This is a genomic window from Bradyrhizobium sp. NBAIM18, from assembly GCF_020193825.1.
In the GTDB taxonomy this organism is placed as follows: Bacteria; Pseudomonadota; Alphaproteobacteria; order Rhizobiales; family Xanthobacteraceae; genus Bradyrhizobium; species Bradyrhizobium yuanmingense.
The window spans coordinates 26386-42111 of sequence record NZ_JADYVO010000029.1 but is presented as its reverse complement, the minus strand read 5'-3'; the positions used below and the strand labels follow the sequence as shown (position 1 = coordinate 42111).

Genomic DNA, 15726 nt, shown 5'->3' with positions numbered 1-15726 from the left:
CCGGTATCGCGAAGCGCGCCCTAGCGCCGGCGAATGAAGCCGACGATGTCCTTGGAGAGCTTCATGGTCTCGTCGGCGATCGCGCGCGCCCGGTCGGATCCGTCGTTCAGGATCGCCTCGATGTGGCCAGGGTCGGCGACGAGGCGCTTCATCTCGCCGGCGATCGGCGCGAGCTTGGTCACGCACAGCTCTGCCAGCGCGTTCTTGAAGCTGGAGAACTGGCCGCCGCCGAACTCGCGCAGCACGTCCGCCTTGGAGCGGCCGGACAGCGCGGCGAATATGCCGACGAGATTGTCGGCCTCGGGCCGCGCTTCCAGGCCCTTCTCTTCCGTCGGCAGCGGCTCCGGATCGGTCTTCGCCTTGCGGATCTTCTGCGCGATGGTGTCGGCATCGTCGGTGAGGTTGATGCGCGAATTGTCGGAGGCGTCCGACTTCGACATCTTCTTGGTGCCGTCGCGCAGGCTCATCACGCGCGTTGCCGGACCCGTAATCAAGGGTTCCGGCAGCGGGAAGAACAGCCCGTCATTGACGCCCTGCGCGCGGATCGAGTCGCCGAAGTCGTTGTTGAACTTCTGCGCGATGTCGCGCGAAAGCTCGAGATGTTGCTTCTGGTCCTCGCCTACGGGAACGTGGGTAGCGCGGTAGAGCAGAATGTCGGCGGCCATCAGCACGGGATAGTCGAATAGACCGACCGAGGCGTTCTCGCGGTCCTTGCCGGCCTTCTCCTTGAACTGGGTCATACGGCCGAGCCAGCCCATCCGCGCGACGCAGTTGAAGATCCAGGCGAGCTCGGCATGGCCCGAGACCTGGCTCTGGTTGAACACGATGTGCTTCTTCGGGTCGATGCCGGCCGCGATGAACGCGGCGGTCACCTCTCGGGTGTTGCGCGCGAGCTCGACCGGTCCGCCCCAGACGTCCACCCCCTGCGTGATCGCGTGCATGTCGACGACGCAATAGATGCAATTGTGGGTTTCTTGCATCTTCACGAAGTTGACGATGGCGCCGAGGTAATTGCCGAGGTGCAGATTGCCCGTCGGCTGGACGCCCGAAAAGACCCGTTCAACGAATGGCATGGTCAGCCTTCCCATAGGTATTCGGCCGTCGTTTCCAACAGCGGCGCTGCCCCGTCAAGGGTCTTTCGCGGAGGCCGTGGTCTAGCTGGGCCGTTTCAACGCGTTAACCGCCTCGCGCCAGGAGGCGGCACCGAGGCTTTGCAGCAGCAAGCCGTAGACGGCGATCCCGGCTGCGATCTGCACACCCAGCACAATGAAGTGGATGAACCCATGGGCGCCGGCCGGCACCAGACCCGTTGTCAGCCAGAGCAGGGCGCCCATGGCGATCGCGGCCAGCACGATGCGCGGCAATCGCGTGCGGGCCGCCGCGTCGATCGAGAAGCCGAACTCGCCCGCGCCCTTGCGGACCAGCGCGAGCGCGCTGCTCCAGGCGCCAGCCGCGATGCTTGCCGCGATTCCGCTTGCGCCAAAGACATGACCGAGCAGAACCGCGAGCACGACCGTCACCACGAAGCCCTTGGCGGTCGCGAGCAGCGGCGTCATCGTGTCGCTGCGGGCATAGAACGCCGGCGACAGCGCCTTGATCAGCACATGCGCCGGCAGGCCCAGCGCCAGCCACATCAGCGCGCGCGCAGTCGCCGCGCTGTCGGCCGCGCCGAACGCGCCATGCTCGAACAGCAGCCGCACGATTGGCTCGGCGAGCACGATCAGGCCGGCCGTCGCCGGCAGCGCCAGCCCGGCGGCAAGCTCGAGCGCGCGGGATTCGGCATGCGCCACCGCGTCGCGATCGGAGCTAGCGACGGCGCGCGTCAGCTCCGGCACCAGCACCGTGCCCATGGCGACGCCGACGATGCCGAGCGGCAGCTCGATCAGGCGGTTGGCGAAATAGAGCCAGGACACCGCGGACGGCGTTGCGGACGCGATGATCGCGCCCGCCACCATCAGCCATTGCGGCCCCGAGCTTGCGATCATGCCGGGGATCGCCTTGGCGAAGAAGCCGCGCATCTCCTTGTCGAAACTCGCGCGCAGCGGTGTCGCAAGGCGCGCGCTTCGCTGCGACAGCAGCATCAAGAGTTGCAGCAAGCCGGCGAGGCCGACGGTCGCTGCCAGGATCCACGCGGCGAAGCCGGCGTCTGCATGCCAGACCAGCAGCATCGCGATCGCGGCGATCAGCGCAATGTTGAACAGTAGTGGCGAGAACGCCGTCAGCGCGAAGCGTCCCTGCGCATTGAGCAGCCCCATCAGCACGGTGACAGGACCGGCGAAGGCGAGGTAAGGCAGCATCAGCCGCGCGTTCTGAACCGCGAGATCGAGCGTGCCACTGCCGAGGAATCCCGGCGCGATCACCGTCATGATCAGCGGCATAAACAATGCGAGCAGGAGTGAGATCCCGATCAGGGCCGCGCTGACCGTGCCGAGCACGCGCCCGGCGAATGCCGCGGCTTCCGCCACCCCGTCGCGGTCCCGCACCCGCAGCCAGGCCGGGATCAGCGCCGCGTTCAGCGCGCCCTCGCTGAGCAGCCGCCGCACCACGTTGACGAGCTGGAACGCCGCCAGAAACGCGTCCGCCACCGCGCCAGTGCCGAGCAGCGCCGCAATCAGGGAATCGCGGGCGAAACCCAGCAGGCGCGAGGCCAGCGTTCCCGTCGAGACGGTCAGGAAGGAGCGGATCATGCTCTCGAAAATACCGTTGCTTGCCCGCCAAGGCCCGGTCGTGATAGGCCGCGAGCTTGGATTTCAGGCCGACAGGAAGCGGATTTCCGGTTAGATCGCAATCCGGCAAACAGGATCAAGGTGAATGGCTGACGTGAAATATGACGTTCTCGGCATCGGCAACGCGCTGTTCGACGTGCTGGTTCGGACCGACGAGGCCTTTCTGGCCAAGCATGGCATGGCGAAGGGCAGCATGTCGCTGATCGACGAGGCGCGCGCGGCGGCCATCTACAAGGACATGGGGCCGGCCACCGAAGTCTCGGGCGGTTCGGCCGCCAACACCATCGTCGGCATCGGCAGCCTGGGGGCACGCGCCGCCTATGTCGGCAAGGTCAAGGACGACCAGATCGGCAAGCTCTACGTGCACGACATTCGCGCCGCCGGCGTTGCCTTCAACACGCCGGCCGCCAAGGAGGGCCCCGCCACCGGCTGCTCCTACATCCTGGTCACCGGCGACGGCGAGCGCACCATGAACACCTATCTCGGCGCGGCGCAGGACCTGTCGCCCGCCGACATCGATCCGGCCGAGATTGCCGGCGCAGGCATCGTCTACCTCGAAGGCTATCTCTGGGACCCCAAGAACGCCAAGGAGGCCTTCGTCAAGGCGGCCAAGATCGCCCATGACGCCAAGCGCAAGGTGGCGCTGACGCTGTCCGATTCCTTCTGCGTTGATCGTTATCGCGACGAGTTTCTCTCGCTGATGCGAGGCGGCACCGTCGACATCGTGTTCGCTAACGAGTCTGAGCTGCACTCGCTCTACATGACCTCGGACTTCGACACCGCGCTGAAGCAGCTGCGCAACGACGTCAATCTCGGTGTCGTCACCCGCAGCGAGAAGGGCTGCATGGTGGTGTCGTCCGAGGATGCCGTCGCAGCGCCGGCCTTCCCGGTCGAGAAGGTGGTCGACACCACCGGCGCCGGCGACCTGTTCGCCGCCGGTTTCCTCTACGGCCTCGCGCGCAACTTCGGCTACAAGCAGTGCGGCGAGCTCGGCGCGCTCGCCGCCGCCGAAGTCATCCAGCACATCGGCGCGCGGCCTCAGGTATCGTTGAAGGAGCTGGCCGAGCAGCGCGGGCTGACGGCGTAAGAAATTATCTCTGCCTCCACGATGCGGTCGGCATAGCGACCGCACTTTGCCGGCGTGCCGCGTAGAACGAGGCGCTCTCTCTGGCTTCTGATCAAAAAAAACGGCTCCGAGCCGAATGGCCGGAGCCGGGATCTTGGGCTTCTTCGCTTCTCAGTACTTGGCCATCATCGGCCCGCCGAACTTGTAGTTCAGGCCGGCCCGCACGGTATGGAAGGTGAGGTCCTGCGAGATGCGTTCGACGTAGTTGGAGCCGGGCGGAGCAAAAGTGCTGCCGGGCACGTAGGTCGACGTGTAATCCACGCCGCCGAGATCGGTGTAGAGATATTCGAGCTTAACCGTCCAATTCGGCACGAAGGCGTGCTCAACGCCGGCGCCGACCGTCCAGCCGACCTTCGTCTCGGACACCGAACCCGTCTTGGTATAACCATTGGACGAGGTGAGATCCCAGCTTCCCTTGACGCTGCCGACGGCCAGACCGCCGGTGACGTACAGCAGGGTCTTGTCGACCGCATAGCCGGCGCGGCCGCGAACGGTCACGAGCCAATCGTTGCGGATGCTTTCGTCGAATGTGCGGATCACCGGCGGATTCGCTCCGGTGAAAACGGTGCGCGCACCGATATCTGTTGCGTTGGCGTCGGCTTCTACACCCAGAACCCAAGCACCGGTCTGCCAGTTCGCGCCGATCTGAAGACCGCCGATAGCGCCGGCCGGATCGAGGCGGCGATTGCTCAGCGCCACAAACTCGTTCCTGAACGCTACGCCTTCCACGGCCCAGCTGCTGGTGGGATCGAGCACGGTGCCGAGATCCGACTGCCCCCAAGCGTAACCCGCATTCACGCCCACGTAAAAACCGGTCCAGTTATAGACGGCTACGGCGGTCGCTGGTGCCTTGAAGGGCCGGGCCGCGAGATCTGCGGCGCTTGCCGAATTGACGGTTGCAAGTCCAACTCCTGCAGCCAGGATGGCTCTCCAAGCGAATTTCATGGCATTCCCCCCTAGATCAACAATCGATCAAGTCAGGACACGACCGTAACATTGTACTGCCGCGATGTCTGTGCCGGGCCTGCCACAGGTGATCGACATTGAACGCGCGTGGGAGACGCCACAAGCAGAATGAATGGCGCACCTGTCCAAATAGCTGGAACTAAGGGTGCCGCGCAGCATCCGGCGGCGTAACGCTCGTCATCCCCGTCATTGCGAGCGCAGCGAAGCAGTCCAGAATCTCTGCGGGGAGACAGCTGGATTGCTTCGCTGCGCTCGCAATGACGATGTAGGCAGGCGCGGGCCTCAATCAAAACTGTCATCGCCCGGCGAAGACCGCGCGATCCAGTACTCCGAGCGGCTGTGATGGATCGAGAAGCCGCGGCGTACTGGATTCGCCTGCGCGGGGAATGACGGTCGTTGTATATGGAGAGCGTTCAACACTTTCACGCCGTCTTCGCCGCCTTCAATCCGAGCCGCTGCTCGACTGCCTCGCGCATCAGGAATTTCTGGATCTTTCCGGTCACGGTCATCGGAAATTCGTCGACGAACTCGACGTAGCGCGGGATCTTGTTGTGGGCGATCTGGCCCTCGCAGAAGGCACGTACTTCCTCAGCCGTCAGTTGCTCGCCCGTTCTGACGCGTATCCAGGCGCAGAGCTCCTCGCCGTAGCGAGTATCGGCGACGCCGAAGATTTGCACGTCCTGGATCTTGGGATGGCGATAAAGAAACTCCTCGATCTCGCGCGGATAGAGGTTTTCGCCGCCGCGGATCACCATGTCCTTGATGCGGCCGACGATGTTGCAATAGCCTTCGTCGTCGACGGTGGCGAGATCGCCGGTATGCATCCAGCCGTTGGCGTCGAGCACGTCGGCTGTCTTTTCCTTCTCCTCCCAATAACCCAGCATGATGCTGTAGCCGCGGGTGCACAGCTCGCCGCGTTCACCGCGCTTGACGATCCTGCCCTCGAGATCGACGATCTTGACCTCGACATGCGGATGGATACGTCCGACCGTGGAGACACGTCGCTCCAGCGGATCGTCCACCGCGCTCTGGAAGCTGACGGGGCTGGTTTCGGTCATGCCATAGGCGATGGTGACCTCCCGCATATTCATCTCGGTGTTGACGCGCTTCATCACCTCGATAGGGCAGGGCGCGCCGGCCATGATGCCGGTCCGCAGCGATGTCAGGTCGAAGCCGGCGAATTCGGGGTGATCAAGTTCGGCGATGAACATCGTCGGCACGCCGTAGAGCGCCGTGCATTTCTCCTGCTCGATGGTGCGCAGCGTCGCGAGCGGGTCAAAACCCTCGCCGGGATAAACCATTGCGGCGCCGAGCGTCACGGAGGCAAGGTTGCCCATCACCATGCCGAAGCAATGATAGAGCGGCACCGGAATGCAGATGCGGTCCTGCTCGGTGAGGCGCATCGCGCGGCCGACGAAATAGCCGTTGTTGAGGATGTTGTGGTGGGTCAGCGTCACGCCCTTCGGTGATCCGGTCGTGCCGCTGGTGAACTGGATGTTGACGGGATCGTCGAACTGCAGCTCGGCGCCGAGCGCGGCCAATTGCTGACGGTGCCGGTCGCCACCCATCTGCGCGACCTCGTCGAAGGCAATTGTGCCCGGTGCGGCCGGGCCGCCGATCTGGATGACATTGCGGAGGGCCGGCAGCCGTGCCGCTTGCAGCTGTCCGGGCCTGGCGGATGACAGCTCCGGCAATAGCGTGTTGAGCATCTCCATGTAGTTGCTGGTCTTGAACGCCGTCGCGGTGACGATCGCCGCGCAGCCGACCTTGCGAAGGGCAAATTCCAGCTCGCTCAGGCGATAGGCAGGATTGATCGTCACCAGGATCAGGCCGGCCTTGGCGGCGGCGAACTGGGTCAGCGTCCATTCCGGTCGGTTCAGCGACCAGATGCCGATCCGCTGGCCCCGCTCGAGTCCGAGCGCGAGAAAGCCGGCGGCGAGCGCATCGACCCGTTCGGCGAATTCCGACCAGGTCCATCGCACCCCGTGGCTGGGCGAGACCAGCGCTTCGCGATTGCACCAGCGCTGCGCGGCCTGGTCGAGACTCCGGCCGATCGTGTGGCCGAGCAGCGGCGCGTCCGAGCTGCCGCAAACGTAGCTGTCCGCTTTGTCCGCCAAGTCGAAATCCTTTCGTGAGTGATGATCTGCACACTCTACCCGTCGTCATGCCCGGGCTTGTCCCGGGCATCCACGTTCTTTGTGCGGCGTGGCAAGTCGTGGATGGCCGGGACAAGCCCGGCCATGACGTCAGGTGAGAGGTTGCGAGTCACGCCGCCTTCTGCCCGCTTCCGGCAGCATCGAGCCCGGCATAAACGCCGCGCTCAAAGCCCGCGAACGCCTCCAGGCATTTCGCATCCGCGAACGGCAGCAGCTGCATCAGGATGACGCCGGTGACGTCGCGCGCCGGGTCGATCCAGTAATAGGTGTTGGCGAGGCCCGCCCAGGCGAGGCTGCCGGCGCTGCGGCCCTCGGCGGTCTTGGCGGTGTTGATCATGAAGCTGAGGCCCCACTTCTTCACCTGCTCCGGATAGAGATCGACGTCGTTGGTATACATCGGCGCCGCTGTCGTCATCTTGGTCATGTTGAGATCGCCCATCTGGTTCTGGCTCATCATGGCGATCGTGTCGGCCTTCAGCACCTGATTGTCGTTGCCGCGGCCCTTGTTGAGGATCATCTGGGTGAACTTGATGTAGTCGGCCGCCGTCGAATAGAGCCCGCCGCCGCCCATGTGGAATTCCGGCTCCTGCTCCAGCTCGAACGGGATCGCTGCCAGCTGGCCGTCCTCGCCGCGCGCATGCATGCCGACCAGGCGCTTGCGCATGTCGTCGGTGATCTTGAAAGCGGTGTCGCGCATGCCGAGCGGCGCGAACAGATTGTCGCGCAGGTACGCGTCGAGCCGCTTGCCGCTGACGGCCTCCACGGCCTTGCCGACGAAATCGATATTGGTGCCGTACTCCCAGCGCGTGCCGGGGTCGGACATGATCGGCGTCTTCAATGCCGCGTTCTGGCAGGTGGTGATGGCTGGAATGCCGTTCTTGTCCAGATAGACCGCGAGATCGCCGTTCCACATGTTGTAGCAGAAGCCGGCGGTGTGGGTCATGAGCTGGCGCAGCGTGATCGGCCCCTTGGCCGGGCGCAGCTTCGCCTCGCCATTGGCGTCAAAACCTTCGAGCACCTGCGGATTGGCGAGCTCCGGCAAGACATCGCCGATCGGCGCATCCAGCGACAGCCTGCCCTGCTCAACCAGCTGCATGGCGCCCGCTGTGGTCACCGCCTTCGTCATGGAGGCGATCCAGAACACGCTGTCGACACTCATCGCATCGGGCTTGGACAGATCGCGCTTGCCGAACGCGCCCTGATACAGCACGTCTTGACCGCTGGCCGCGATGGCGACGACGCCCGGAATCTCCTTGGTCTCGCTCTTCTGACGCAGAATCTCATCGATCTGTGCTTGGCTTTGCATGGCGTTTCCTCGGGTTTGATTATTGTTGGAAGTGATCGATTGTCTTCCCGGATCTCCGGCGCGGCAAGCGCCATCTATGGACCTGCACCGGTCGCGATGTCGTGACTTGACGGTCTTGATCCAACGCAGGACGACAACGAGGCTGAGCGCGTACGCTCTTTTACAATCTGCGGTGGATCGACGTGTCTCGCCTCACCTCGGATGGGTTTCTCGCGATATGCTTCGTGGTTCTCGAACCCCTGAAACATTTCGTGAGCTGCCGCGTTCAGCACCCGGCCCGATCGACGAGCCGTTAAGACTTGATGCAAATGTGCCGGCCGTGGATGGGCGGCGAGGGGGACCTCAGATGATTTCGACCTGGAGCGAATGGAAGCGCTATCCCCGTCCGGGACGTGGCGAGAACCTGGAGGCGCCGATTTCGCCGGGGATCTACGAGGTCCGCGTCGCCGGTACCGGCGCCCTTTATTCCTTCGGGGCGGTGGACAATCTGGCGCAGGCGCTGGCGCTGCTGCCGGTCGGCTCGAAGTCATGGTTCGGTCGCCGCGACACCTCGTCAGTCCCCGATTTAGAGTATCGGACCTGCGCGACGTCCACGAAAGCGGATGCCAAGGCTGCCGCGGAGCGCATGATCGGCCGCCGCGAGACCTATATGAGCGGCGCGGCCTAAGGCCGCTGCCAGTTTAGCTGCCATCTGACGTGCGTTTGCAGGGCGGTGCATTGCGCACCGTCTGTCCCTATATTGCGGCCGATCCGATCGCCGCCAGGGAGAAACGCCATGACACCGACCGCCGCCGCCCGCGCCCCGCAAGCCACCGCCACCCTGCGCGACCGGCTGAAGGACCCCTCGCTGCTGAAGGAGGCCTGCTACATCGACGGCGCCTGGGTCGGCACGCCGGTCTTCGCCGTCAACAATCCCGCCACCGGCGTCGAGCTCGCAAAGGTGCCGCAGCTTGGTGCCGACGACACCACCCGGGCGGTTGAAGCCGCCGAGCGCGCCTTTGCGGCCTGGGCCAAGCACACGGCCAAGCAACGCTCCAACACCTTACGCACATGGTTCGAGCTGATCACCGCCAACCGCGAGGATCTCGCGCTGATCCTCACCTCAGAGCAGGGCAAGCCGCTCACCGAGGCGCTCGGCGAGGTCGATATCGGCGCGGCCTATATCGAGTTCTTCGCCGAGGAAGCGAGGCGCGTCTATGGCGAGACCATCCCGACCCAGCGCGCCGATGCGCGCCTGCTCGCCATCAAGCAGCCGATCGGCGTCTGCGGTGCGATCACGCCGTGGAATTTCCCGAACTCGATGATCACGCGCAAAGTGTCGCCGGCGCTGGCGGCCGGCTGCACGGTGGTGCTCAAGCCCGCCAACGAGACGCCGCTGTCGGCGCTGGCGCTGGCCGTGCTCGCCGAGCGGGCCGGCATCCCCAAGGGCGTGCTCAACATCATCACCGGCGATGCACCGCCGATCGGCAAGGTGCTGTGCGAGCATCCGGCGGTGCGCTTCGTCGGCTTCACCGGCTCGACCGCCGTCGGCAAGATCCTCTACCAGCAGGCCGCGGTCGGCGTGAAGCGGCTCGGCCTCGAGCTCGGCGGCAACGCCCCCTTCATCGTATTCGACGACGCCGACATCGACGCCGCGGTCGAAGGCGCGATCGTCTCGAAATATCGCAACATGGGCCAGACCTGCGTCTGCGCCAACCGCATCTACGCCCAGGACAATATCTACGACGAGTTCGTGCAGAAGCTGTCGAAGAAGGTCGCGGCAATGAAGATCGGCGACGGCACCGAGAGCGGCGTGACGCAGGGCCCGCTGATCAACATGAAGGCGGTCGACAAGGTCGAGCGCCACATTGCCGATGCCGTCAAGCGCGGCGCCAAGGTCGTCACCGGCGGCAAGCGCAGCGAGCTCGGCCGCTCCTTCTTCGAGCCGACGGTGCTGGCCGACGTCAAGCCCGACTCGCTGGTGTCGCAGGAGGAGACCTTCGGCCCGCTCGCGCCCGTGATACGCTTCAAGGACGAGGCCGACGTCATCGCAATGTGCAACGCCTCGCCGTTCGGCCTCGCCTCGTACTTCTATTCCCGCGATATCGGCCGCGTCTGGCGCGTCGCCGAGGCGCTGGAATCAGGCATGGTCGGCGTCAACACCGGCCTCATCACCACCGAGGTCGCCCCCTTCGGCGGCGTCAAGGAAAGCGGCCTCGGCCGCGAAGGCTCGCGCCACGGCATGGAAGAATATGTCGAGATCAAATACGTGATGATGGCGGGGGTGTAGGCCGGCCGTTGTTGTCGCGAATGTGAGCCGGGCAGGAATGCTGGAGGGGCCGACCGGCCTCTCCACGTCATTGCGAGCGGAGCGAAGCAATCCAGAATCCCTCCGCGGAAACACTCTGGATTGCTTCGCTGCGCTCGCAATGACGGAGCGAGACGCGACAGTCGGGCCTAAATCTTCAGCTCTGTCCCCGTCACGCGCCGATACGCTTCCAGGTATCGCTTGCTGGTCGCGTCCACCACGCTGGCCGGCAGCGGCGGCGGCGGGGCGTCGCCGTTCCAGCGGCCGGCGCGGCGCTCGACGTCGAGATAGTCGCGCAGCGGCTGCTTGTCGAAGCTCGCCTGCGGCTGGCCCGGTCTGTAGGCGTCGACCGCCCAGAACCGCGACGAATCCGGCGTCATCACCTCGTCGATCAGGATGATGCGGCCGTCCTTGTCGCGGCCGAACTCGAACTTGGTGTCGGCGATGATGATGCCCTGCTCGCGGGCGAGCTCCTCGCCCAGCGTGTAGATCGCCCGCGTCATGCTCTCCAGCGTGTAGGCGACCTCGTCGCCGACCACCGCGCGCATCTTCGCGATGGTGATGTTCTCGTCATGGCCGCTTTCGGCCTTGGTCGCGGGGCTGAAGATCGCCGGCTCCAGCTTCTCGCTCTCGACGAGGCCCGGCTTCAGCTTCTCGCCGGCCAGTGTGCCGCTCGCGGCATATTCCTTCCAGGCGGAGCCCGAGAGATAGCCGCGGATCACGCATTCGATTGGGAACACGGTGGTGCGCTTGCACAGCATGGCGCGGCCGAGGATCTCGGCGCGGTGCGGTTTCAACGCCGGCACGGCCGCAATGATCTCGTCGGTGTCGGCGCTGATCATGTGATGCGGCACCACGCCTTCGAGCTCATTGAACCACCACGCGCTGATCTGGGTCAGCACCGCGCCCTTCATCGGGATGGTCTCGCCCATCACCACATCGAAGGCGCTGACGCGGTCGGTGGTGACGAGTAGCAGGCGGTCGTCGTCGACGGCGTAGATATCGCGCACCTTGCCACGTCCGATCTTGGGGAGCGGCAGGTCGCTGGAGAGCATGGTGGTCATCGGCAAAGCCTTCGCACAGGACATCTGGCCGCGTCTGATGGCGCGGCCAGACACCGGATTAGCCTATTCCGGCAGCGGAATGAACTCGTGTTCCTGCGGAACTGCGGCGAAGCGCCCGGTTTTCCAGTCCTGCTTGGCCTGCTCGATCCGCTCCTTGCTGGAGGAGACGAAATTCCACCAGATGTGGCGCGGGCCTTCCAGCGCATCGCCGCCGAGAAACATCATTCGCGTCGCCTTCAGCGCCTTCACGGTGATGCGGTCGCCGGGCCGGAAGATCAGCAGGCGCGGCCCCTCGTAGCGCTCGTTGGCGATCTCGACCTCGCCGTCGACGACATAGATCGCACGCTCCTCATGATCGGGGTCGAGCGGCACGCTCGCGCCCGCGAGCGCCGTGACCTCGGTGTAGAACCAGGGCGAGACCATCGACACCGGCGAGGCGATGCCGAAGGCGGAGCCCGCGATCACCCGCGCAGTGAAGTCGCGCTCGGAAATCATCGGCAAATCGCCTGCCGCATAATGCTGGAACGACGGCGCGATCTCTTCGGAGCCCGCCGGCAGCGCGATCCAGCTTTGCAGGCCGAGCATCTTCTGGCCCGAGGCGCGCTGCGCGTCCGGCGTGCGCTCGGAATGGGCGATGCCGCGGCCGGCCGTCATCAGGTTCATTGCGCCGGGCGCGATCTCCTGGACGTTGCCCTCGCTGTCGCGATGCATGATGGCGCCGTCGAACAGATAGGTGACGGTGGCGAGCCCGATATGCGGATGCGGCCGCACGTCCATGCCCTTGCCGGAGACGAACTGCACCGGGCCGAAATGGTCGAAGAAGATGAAAGGCCCGACCATCTGCCGCTTGCCATGCGGCAACGCCCGGCGCACCGCGAACCCGTCACCGAGATCGCGCGTGCGCGGCACGATGACGAGATCGAGCGCATCGCAGGACATGGGATCGCCGAGCACGGGATCGTTCGAGGGCTGCCAGCTCATGGGGGGACTCCTTTTGGCTTTGTTGAACGCGACGCTAGCAGGATTTGGCGTCGCCGTCGCGACAAAGGCCGGGCCCGACGTCACAGCTGCGATAGCCCACATACTCCGCTGTCATGCCCCGGCTTGACCGGGGCATCCAGTACGCCGCGGCTTATCGATCCAATCACAACCGCCTCGGAGTACTGGATCCCCCGCCTTCGCGGGCGATGACAGCGGTGAAATGCCGCTCCAACGGTGGCATGCCGCTTGAAAAAACGAGCCTGACGAACGATGTTCGGCTGCCTTCAACCGCTGCCCTCGCACCGTCTGATGACCCTTGCCGCAACCGAACTTGCCTTCCGCGCTGCCAGCGTCGCGCTGCTATTGGTGCTGGCGGCGTCATTGCTCTCCGATTTCCGCAATGTGCTCGCGGCCCGCCTCGGCGCGGCCTTCGCGCTAGGCTCGGCGGCGCATGCCGCGAGCTATTCCGTCGGCCTGTCGTCGCTCGTTCTAATCTGGCACGCGCCGCTGATTGCACTGTCGACCGGCAACATCGTCGTGTTCTGGCTGTTCACGCGCGCGCTGTTCGACGACGAGTTTCGGCTACGCTGGTGGCATGGTTTGATCTGGGCCGCGGTGACCGCCTTCAGCTTCGTCGGATGTCTCTGGATCGCGCCGGGCGGCAACGCGCGGTTCTCCGTGACGGCAGTGAACCTGATCGTGCTCGGCTTCATCGCGCTCGCGGTGGTGCAGACGATCGGATCGTGGTCCGCCGATCTGGTCGAGCGTCGCCGCCGCCTGCGCGTCGTCATCGTCTGCGCCGCCGCACTCTATGGCGGGTTGAATGCGCTGCTCCAGATCCTCGTTGCCTTCAGCGCGAGCGATGTCGCCGACACCATCAATACAGGCGTGCTCGCCTGCATCGTTGCCGCGATCGCCTACGCAATGTTGCGAGTCGATGGCGCCGATCTGTTTCCGATTGCGCCAGAGCCCGCACCGGCGATCGCGCCGATCCAGCCTTTGGCCGAGGACTCCGACCAGAAACTCATCGATGCCATGATGCGCCTGATGGCGGACGAGCGGATCTATCGCCAGGAGAACATTACCATCGGTGTGCTGGCGGGCCGGCTCAGGATTCCCGAATACAGGCTGCGCCGCCTGATCAACCAGCGGCTCGGCTATCGCAATTTCAATGTGTTCCTGAACAACCACCGCATCGAGGAAGCCAAGGCCGCGCTCGCCGATCCCTCCCAGGCTGAGGTCCCCGTCATCACCATTGCCATGGACGCCGGCTTCCAGTCGCTGGGACCATTCAACCGCGCCTTCAAGGCGGTGACAGGCGTGACGCCGACCGAGTACCGGCGGTTGAAGACGAGTGCGGCTTGATCTTTCTTTACTTCTCCCCGCTTGCGGGGAAAGGTCGGATCGCTCTTGCGATCCGGGTGAGGGGGTACAGGTCTCACGACGGGCTCGTCTGGGGAGAGCCCCCTCACCCTAACCCTCTCCCCGTAAGAACGGGGAGAGGGAGCAGACCCATCGCTGTCTCATTTTTGTATCACTCTGAAATAGCTCGCTTATTCCAAAATCGGCCAGCCCGCCCCGATTTCAACCAACCCCTTTTCCAAATCCGGCGAGCATCCCCCGCCCGCATCCCGCTTCCTCCCCGGCATACGCCTCAGCCGGAGAACGCCCGTGACCCGCCGCCGCAAGATCGTCCTTTTCGCCTCCGCCATCACCGCGGCCGGCCTCGCGCTCGGCGCGGCTCGAGCCCACGACGTGCCGAAGGTCGCGACCGGCTTCGTCGCCGACATCCTGTGCGCCGAGACGTTCGTGTCCGGCCTCGATCCCGGACGCAACTTCGCCGAGACCACCGACGCCATGCCCGGAGCGAGCCTGATCAGCTGGGCGATGGAGTACGGAATCGACCGCGTCCGCAAGGATGTCACGGTGACGCTGTTCGGCCTCGGCCGCAGCCACGCCATGTATCGCGAGGGCCTCGGCTGCACGCTTGAGCACGGCGCTGGCATTGCCTCCGTCGAGCCGCTGCCTGACGACAAGCGGCCCGCGTTGCTTCCCGCGATCGCCGGCCCCGCGATCGTGCCGCCGCAGAGCCCCGAGCTCGGCGCCGCGCTCGACCGCGCCTTCGCCGAGCCCGCTCAGCCGCCTTACCGCCGCACCCGCGCCATCGTCGTGATGAAGGCCGGCCGCGTCGTCGCCGAACGCTACGCCGACGGCATCGGCCCCGAGACGCCGCTGCTCGGCTTCTCCATGACGAAGTCGGTGATCTCGGCATTGATCGGCGTGCTGGTGCGCCAGGGCAAGCTGAAGCTCGACGGCCCCGCACCGGTCGCCGCCTGGAAAGATCCCGACGATCCGCGCCATGCCATCAATGTCGATCAGCTGCTGCGCCACACCGCGGGCCTTGCGCTCGGCAGCTCGTTGCAGGCCTCGCTCGGCTCCGCCTTCGAGCCGGTCAACCGGATGAAATTTGCCGAGAAGGACATGGCCGCCTATGCCGAGAGCATGCCGCTCGCAACCGCGCCCGGCACAGCATGGAATTATCACGACGGCAACACCCTCATTCTCTCGCGTCTGATCCGCGATGCGGCCGGCGGCACACCGCAAGACGCGCTGCGCTTTGCGCGCCGCGAATTGTTCGCCCCGCTCGGCATGCGGAATGTGGTGCTCCAGCTCGACGGCGCCGGCACGATCGAAGGGTCGAGCGAGATGCTCGCCTCCGCCCGCGACTGGGCGCGCTTCGGCCAGCTCTATCTCAATGACGGCGTCGCCGGTGGCAAACGCATCCTGCCGGGAGGGTGGGTCACCTATTCGGCGACGGCCACGCCGAATGCGTGGGTCGGCATCGGCGCCGGCTTCTGGACCAACCAGGGCGACAGCTTCGGCGCAAATCTTCGCGTGGAGCACGGCTGGCCGCGCGATGCCTTCTTCGCCAAGGGCACGATCGGGCAGTACACCATCGTGATCCCGTCGGAGCAGCTGGTGATCGTGCGCATGGGGCGCTCGCCGAACGCGCCGCCGCACGCCGACGGTGTGTTCGATCTGGTGCGCGATGTGGTCGCTGCAACGCGCGAGAAGGGGAAGCTGGCGGGAGTGGACTGAGCTCTTTCTTACCCT

At 65.2% G+C, this 15726-nt stretch carries 12 protein-coding genes; 5 read left to right on the top strand and 7 right to left on the bottom strand.

The annotated features are described in order from the left end of the window. Window positions 1-20: 20 nt before the first annotated feature. Window positions 21-1073: a tryptophan--tRNA ligase gene (trpS, locus tag I6F17_RS34495; RefSeq protein ID WP_036002766.1), complete on the bottom strand. Its 1053-nt coding sequence runs from the start codon at window positions 1071-1073 to the stop codon at window positions 21-23. 81 nt (window positions 1074-1154) lie between these two features. Continuing rightward, window positions 1155-2687 (bottom strand): murein biosynthesis integral membrane protein MurJ, encoded by a 1533-nt coding sequence (gene murJ / locus I6F17_RS34490; RefSeq protein ID WP_225131508.1) that lies wholly within the window; start codon window positions 2685-2687, stop codon window positions 1155-1157. A gap of 124 nt (window positions 2688-2811) precedes the next feature. On the opposite strand from murJ, the gene I6F17_RS34485 reads away from it, so the two are divergent. Further along, complete coding sequence (locus I6F17_RS34485) at window positions 2812-3813, top strand: adenosine kinase (RefSeq protein WP_225131507.1); 1002 nt, start codon at window positions 2812-2814, stop codon at window positions 3811-3813. Window positions 3814-3963: 150 nt separating this feature from the next. Here the strand turns inward: I6F17_RS34485 and I6F17_RS34480 are convergent, their stop codons facing one another. The 3 genes from I6F17_RS34480 to I6F17_RS34470 all read right to left on the bottom strand — a co-directional run bounded on the left by I6F17_RS34480 (window position 3964) and on the right by I6F17_RS34470 (window position 8280). After that, entirely contained in the window at window positions 3964-4797 is an 834-nt protein-coding gene (locus tag I6F17_RS34480) for an outer membrane protein (protein WP_225131506.1), read from the bottom strand. A gap of 443 nt (window positions 4798-5240) precedes the next feature. Further along, entirely contained in the window at window positions 5241-6935 is a 1695-nt protein-coding gene (locus I6F17_RS34475; protein ID WP_225131505.1) for an AMP-binding protein, read from the bottom strand. Between the two features lie 148 nt (window positions 6936-7083). Continuing rightward, on the bottom strand, window positions 7084-8280 hold the full coding sequence (locus tag I6F17_RS34470) for a serine hydrolase domain-containing protein (RefSeq protein WP_225131504.1): 1197 nt from the start codon (window positions 8278-8280) through the stop codon (window positions 7084-7086). Window positions 8281-8626: 346 nt separating this feature from the next. On the opposite strand from I6F17_RS34470, the gene I6F17_RS34465 reads away from it, so the two are divergent. Further along, the gene (locus I6F17_RS34465) at window positions 8627-8947 is read left to right on the top strand and encodes a hypothetical protein (RefSeq protein ID WP_036002694.1); all 321 of its coding nucleotides are present in this window, start codon (window positions 8627-8629) and stop codon (window positions 8945-8947) included. 108 nt (window positions 8948-9055) lie between these two features. Next, window positions 9056-10549 carry an NAD-dependent succinate-semialdehyde dehydrogenase gene (locus I6F17_RS34460; RefSeq protein WP_225131503.1) on the top strand — a complete coding sequence of 498 codons (1494 nt, stop codon included), beginning with the start codon at window positions 9056-9058 and terminating at the stop codon, window positions 10547-10549. Between the two features lie 167 nt (window positions 10550-10716). Here the strand turns inward: I6F17_RS34460 and I6F17_RS34455 are convergent, their stop codons facing one another. Together I6F17_RS34455 and I6F17_RS34450 are read right to left on the bottom strand one after the other, a co-directional pair. Then, window positions 10717-11631, bottom strand: coding sequence for a phosphoribosylaminoimidazolesuccinocarboxamide synthase (locus tag I6F17_RS34455; protein WP_225131502.1), 915 nt, complete (start codon window positions 11629-11631; stop codon window positions 10717-10719). Between the two features lie 63 nt (window positions 11632-11694). After that, window positions 11695-12612, bottom strand: coding sequence for a pirin family protein (locus tag I6F17_RS34450; protein WP_036024106.1), 918 nt, complete (start codon window positions 12610-12612; stop codon window positions 11695-11697). A 309-nt stretch (window positions 12613-12921) separates the two neighbouring features. Here I6F17_RS34450 and I6F17_RS34445 point away from each other — a divergent pair, with 309 nt between their 5' ends. Both I6F17_RS34445 and I6F17_RS34440 read left to right on the top strand, forming a co-directional pair. Next, the gene (locus tag I6F17_RS34445; RefSeq protein ID WP_225131501.1) at window positions 12922-13977 is read left to right on the top strand and encodes a helix-turn-helix domain-containing protein; all 1056 of its coding nucleotides are present in this window, start codon (window positions 12922-12924) and stop codon (window positions 13975-13977) included. Window positions 13978-14283: 306 nt separating this feature from the next. Next, window positions 14284-15711: a serine hydrolase gene (locus tag I6F17_RS34440; protein WP_225131871.1), complete on the top strand. Its 1428-nt coding sequence runs from the start codon at window positions 14284-14286 to the stop codon at window positions 15709-15711. Window positions 15712-15726 lie beyond the last annotated feature (15 nt).

Coding starts and splice junctions, on each gene's coding strand:
- trpS (WP_036002766.1), bottom strand. CDS start 1,073: ATGCCATTCGTTGAACGGGTCTTTTCGGGCGTCCAGCCGACGGGCAAT.
- murJ (WP_225131508.1), bottom strand. CDS start 2,687: ATGATCCGCTCCTTCCTGACCGTCTCGACGGGAACGCTGGCCTCGCGC.
- I6F17_RS34485 (WP_225131507.1), top strand. CDS start 2,812: ATGGCTGACGTGAAATATGACGTTCTCGGCATCGGCAACGCGCTGTTC.
- I6F17_RS34480 (WP_225131506.1), bottom strand. CDS start 4,797: ATGAAATTCGCTTGGAGAGCCATCCTGGCTGCAGGAGTTGGACTTGCA.
- I6F17_RS34470 (WP_225131504.1), bottom strand. CDS start 8,280: ATGCAAAGCCAAGCACAGATCGATGAGATTCTGCGTCAGAAGAGCGAG.
- I6F17_RS34465 (WP_036002694.1), top strand. CDS start 8,627: ATGATTTCGACCTGGAGCGAATGGAAGCGCTATCCCCGTCCGGGACGT.
- I6F17_RS34460 (WP_225131503.1), top strand. CDS start 9,056: ATGACACCGACCGCCGCCGCCCGCGCCCCGCAAGCCACCGCCACCCTG.
- I6F17_RS34455 (WP_225131502.1), bottom strand. CDS start 11,631: ATGACCACCATGCTCTCCAGCGACCTGCCGCTCCCCAAGATCGGACGT.
- I6F17_RS34450 (WP_036024106.1), bottom strand. CDS start 12,612: ATGAGCTGGCAGCCCTCGAACGATCCCGTGCTCGGCGATCCCATGTCC.
- I6F17_RS34445 (WP_225131501.1), top strand. CDS start 12,922: ATGACCCTTGCCGCAACCGAACTTGCCTTCCGCGCTGCCAGCGTCGCG.